This window comes from Actinoplanes sp. NPDC051411, from assembly GCF_040682075.1.
Lineage (GTDB): Bacteria > Actinomycetota > Actinomycetes > Mycobacteriales > Micromonosporaceae > Actinoplanes.
On sequence record NZ_JBFBAD010000274.1, the window covers coordinates 1 to 2,628 of the forward strand.

General features: G+C 67.4%; 4 protein-coding genes. All 4 read left to right on the forward strand.

Features of this window, described 5'->3' with window-relative positions:
• Window positions 1-231 (forward strand): hypothetical protein (locus AB0M88_RS53110; protein WP_364116267.1); only part of this gene is annotated, 231 nt, incomplete at its 5' end.
• Between the two features lie 119 nt (window positions 232-350).
• The gene (locus tag AB0M88_RS53115; protein ID WP_364116275.1) at window positions 351-1,559 is read left to right on the forward strand and encodes an ISL3 family transposase; all 1,209 of its coding nucleotides are present in this window, start codon (window positions 351-353) and stop codon (window positions 1,557-1,559) included.
• Window positions 1,560-1,611: 52 nt separating this feature from the next.
• On the forward strand, window positions 1,612-1,941 hold the full coding sequence (locus AB0M88_RS53120) for a hypothetical protein (protein WP_364116270.1): 330 nt from the start codon (window positions 1,612-1,614) through the stop codon (window positions 1,939-1,941).
• 133 nt (window positions 1,942-2,074) lie between these two features.
• The coding region (locus tag AB0M88_RS53125) for a hypothetical protein (RefSeq protein ID WP_364116273.1) at window positions 2,075-2,628 on the forward strand (554 nt) is incomplete at its 3' end.

A 2,628-nucleotide genomic window follows, 5' to 3' on the forward strand; every position in this document is an offset into this window, starting at 1 on the left:
TCACGATCGACCAAGGTCAACATGTTGCGCACAGCGGGAATCCTGTCCCACCGACCCGCCAAGATCAAATGCTACGACCGGCTGAACTCGCCCGGGCCTGGTGCGGGCGCGCTCCGCACCAGGCCGTTTCGCTACCGGTCAGTGGTCGTAAGACCGATCTTCGGGCTCGCTAGGTTCGTTGCTGTCAACGGCGGATTAGAACTGGATCTGGATCTGACCCACTTTTCGTGATCGGAGACTGACCCAAGCTCGTGGGAGTCCACTGTGTATGGTCGGCCGCCGTGCGGGTTTCTGATCTTGCTGTGGTCCTGCCTCACCTGGCAGCGGTGGTTGTCGAGAAGGTCGAACGCGTGGCGTCTGGGCTGCGGCTAAGTGTTCGAGCACGCGCCCGCCGGGCTGCGTGTCCGCGATGTAGCCGCCGGTCGAGCCGGGTGCATAGCCGATACGAGCGTCGCTTGACGGACGCCGCGGTGGCGGGCTCCCCGGTGGAGTTGCGGTTGCGGGTTCGCCGGTTCTTCTGCGACGTAGATTTCTGCCCGGCCCGGACGTTCGCAGAACAGGTTCCGGGGCTGACCAGCAAATGGGCGCGTCGCAGCCCGCTGATGCGCAGATCGCTGGAGATCATCGCGCTTGCCCTTGCCGGGCGTGCCGGTGCCCGACTGGCCGTGCTGATGGGTCTTGCGGCCAGCCGCAGCAGCATGCTGCGCCTGATCCGCGCGCTGCCAGATCCCGCTGACGGCGAGGTGACGGTCCTCGGCGTCGATGACTTCGCGCTGCGCCGGGGCCACCGCTACGCGACCGTGCTGGTCGACGTCGATACCCACCGGCCGATCGACGTGCTTGCCGACCGCCGCGCGGAGACGTTGCAGCGCTGGCTGGCCGCGCATCCCGCAGTGCGGGTGATCTGCCGGGACCGGGCCGGCAGCTATGCCGAAGGCGCCCGGTCCGGTGCCCCGGACGCGGTGCAGGTCGCCGACCGCTGGCACCTGTGGAAGAACCTGGGCGAGCATGCCGAGAAGACCGTCGCCCGGCACCTGCGCTGCCTGCTCGCCGCACCCGCCGAACCCGCGGCGGCGGTCGCAGTCTTAGAAGACATCGCTCTGACCGCCACCGTCTACCGGTCCGAGCAGGGCTTGCTGGCGCCTCGCACCCGGCAGCGCTACCAGCAGATCCAGGACCTACTCGAGCAAGGAGCCACCATCCGGGCGATCGCCCGAGAACTCGGCCTGGCCCGCGGAACCCTGCGCCGGTTCGCCCGCGCCAGCAGCGTCCACGAACTCCTGGCCAAGCCGCACCCCGCACGTCCGCGCATCCTCGACGACCACGCCGACTACCTGCGCCAACGCCTGGCCAGCGGGGTCACCAACGCCGTCACACTGTGCGCCGAGCTCCGCGAGCGCGGCTATCGAGGCAGCGCTACCACCCTGCGCACCTACCTGCGACCGCTGCGGGCCGCCGTCGGCCGCCCACCGGCGCCCCGACGGCCACCGAAGACCCGCCAGCTGACCAACTGGCTGCTCACCCACCCGGACCGGCTCGCCGACGACGACCGCAAATAAGTCGCGGCGCGCCTACGGCGAGTTCATTGCGCTTGCGGGCGACTACACGGTCATGAAGGCACAACTGGACGAGCTGGCCGCGCAGGCAGAGCGACGCGGCCGGAAGTGGCAGGACGTGCGGCTCGACCTGGAACGAAACCCCGACAACTACCTGGCGGACGCTTACCACCGAGCAGAAGAGGACCGCCGGAATGCCGCAGCCCTTGTCCAGGAGAAAAAACGCAAACTGGAACTCGTTCTTGCCGACCTTCAACTCATCGCACCCGAGAACTTGACAATCGCTGCCGAAGACACCGCCGACCTGCTCTACGAAGGAAAGCCAACCAAAGCGCAACTCGCTACCTTCATCAAGGCAGCACGCCACGACCTCGGCTCGGACTAACTCAGCCGCGGCGTAGTCGAAGGTGTGGCGACGCGCCGTCCGGCTCGTGGGTCGGGTCGTGCCCGGCTCCAGAAGGAAACTAATAGCGGGATGTCGATGTTAGGCTGGGCTGTCGTTCGATACCGGGGGTTCGATGAAAGCGCTTCGCGTAGTGGCCGCTGCCGTGATCGCCGTGTTCGTCGGTCCATTGTTGACGGGGCAGGCGGCGGGCGCGGCCGCTCGGGCCGATTTCGGGGAGATCACTGTTGACGGTTCAGCTGTCGACGTCAGTGTCTCGACCGCAGGCGACACGGCCGGGCTGCACTTTCAGGGTGTTACCGGCGCGAGCCTGAGCCTCGGGTTTACCAGCAGTAGCTTTGCGAGCCTCTACTACGCCGTCGTGACCCGTCCCGGCGGAGCAACGCTGGTGAATACCCCGCTGGCCGGCGTCAACGCCGAACTGGATCTGCCCGCCCTGCCGCAGACCGGCGATTACGCGATCACCATCGATCCGATCGACACCGATACCGGAACCAGCACCGTTTGGCTTTCCGCCGAGGCATCCGGAGCGGCGCTGGATGCCACTGGCGCGACCGAACCGGCGTCGATCACGCGGCCGGGCCAGAACGCGCGGTTCACATTCGCGGGCGCGACCGGTCAACGGCTGAGCCTCGGCTTCACCTCCGCCACGTTCGACAGCCTCTACTA

Coding starts and splice junctions, on each gene's coding strand:
- AB0M88_RS53120 (WP_364116270.1), top strand. CDS start 1,612: ATGAAGGCACAACTGGACGAGCTGGCCGCGCAGGCAGAGCGACGCGGC.